Origin of the sequence: Candidatus Protofrankia californiensis (assembly GCF_900634765.1) — a bacterium.
Lineage (GTDB): Bacteria > Actinomycetota > Actinomycetes > Frankiales > Frankiaceae > Protofrankia > Protofrankia californiensis.
The window spans coordinates 1-1,600 of record NZ_CAAAFT010000451.1 but is presented as its reverse complement, the minus strand read 5'-3'; the positions used below and the strand labels follow the sequence as shown (position 1 = coordinate 1,600).

Here is a 1,600-nt window from a genome sequence, read left to right as displayed (position 1 = left end):
GTGGCATTGCGGGCCACCTATGACGCCGAGCGCGCCGGGGATGCGCATCCGCTGCACATTGTCGATCTGGGTGCGGCCTGGCGGGACTGGTCGGGGTTGCCGATGGTGTTCGCGGTATGGGCGGCGCGCCGTGACTTCGCCCAGGTCCGCCCGGGGGTGGTCAAGGAGGTTCACGACGCCTTTCGCGGCAGTCTTGATCTCGCGTTACGCCAGGTAGACGCCGTAGCCCGGCATGCGGCGCGCTGGGAGGTGTTCGACGTGGCGACGTTGACGCGGTACTTCACGACTTTGGACTTTTCGTTGGGGGAGCGTCAACTCGAGGGAATAATGGCTTTCGCCCGGCAGGCGGCGGCGCGAGATGCTGTCCCACCGGGCGTGAACGTGATATTCGCCGGCGAGTAGGTACGAGCGGGTAGGTACAGGCGAACGGGTATAGGTATACGCATGGCCGCCGGTTGTTGTCCGCGGCGATACGGCCTGTTGTTCGTGTCGGCGCGCCCTGTTGTTCGCGGCGGTACGCCCCCTTCGTGCGGGTGGTCGTGCTGATAGTCACATGCGGAATCTCGCGGGAACCCGTTGCCCGGACGTTGGTGTGGGTGCTGCCGGTACGGGTGTGTTGGAAGTTGCCGGCAACCGTCATCGGTGTTGCCGGCCCGCCGGACATCGATGACAATCCGCAAGGAACCGTTTCACATCGTTTCGCAATTGTGAACCGGGGCGATTGCGGGATGTCTCGTGATTGTGGGACGTCTTGTGCCGGCGGGTGCCCCGCCGCCGCGAGATTCGATAGGGGCTAGCTCCGGAAACCATCCTGAATGACGATGGGCGGGTGGTGTCGGCGCGGCGTAGAACGTCGGATATGGACGGAGAGCCAGGTGTGCAGGATGCCGTCCGCGTCGTGGTGGCCGACGATGCCGACGGTGTACGCGATCTCGTTTGTCTCCTGTTGGACATGGAGCCCGACTTCGTGGTCGTCGGCCAGGCCAGGGACGGGGCCGAAGCAATTGAGATCGTTTCGTGTACCGAACCCGACCTGGTCCTGCTCGACGTCGCCATGCCCGTCATGGACGGTCTTGCTGCGCTGCCTATGATTCGCCGGAGGGCACCCCAGGCCCGGGTCGTCATCTTCACCGGATTCTCCGAGCAGGCTCTCGGCGAACAGGCTTCGGCACTCGGCGCGCATGCCCTGATCGAGAAGGGCCTTGCCGTGGACAGCCTGGTCGACCGCCTGCGGGAGGTGTGTGGACGTGCTCCCGCCCCGGTCGCCGCAAGCCGGTCCACCCGGCGCTGAACCGCCGAACCACTCAACCGTTGACCCGTTTACCACCGTTGACCCCTTTACCCACCGATCCGCTGAACAATGAAATCGCGCGGTGCCGGTTGTCGGCAGGCGGCCACCCCGGATTTTCGACGCTCCGTAGCCTTATCCTGATTTTGGGTGCAGTAGCTGTCTTGTGGGTGCCCGATGTGAAAGCATAGGGCGTGTGACCGCGCGCCCGGATCTCCGTCTGCCCAGTTCAGGCATGACGGACTTCGGCCCGGATGTCCGTCGGGCGGGCCTTGTGCGCGCCGACTGTGCGCTGGTGGACTTCGGACTGGT

General features: G+C 64.9%; 2 protein-coding genes. Both read left to right on the top strand.

The window, feature by feature from the left end; genetic code table 11:
* Positions 1-402, top strand: a 402-nt coding sequence (locus tag DD1DGNOD_RS30155) for an MqnA/MqnD/SBP family protein (protein ID WP_346434370.1), incomplete at its 5' end; no start/stop codon positions are given.
* 475 nt (positions 403-877) lie between these two features.
* On the top strand, positions 878-1,291 hold the full coding sequence (locus DD1DGNOD_RS23375) for a response regulator transcription factor (RefSeq protein ID WP_131768576.1): 414 nt from the start codon (positions 878-880) through the stop codon (positions 1,289-1,291).
* Positions 1,292-1,600: the final 309 nt, after the last annotated feature.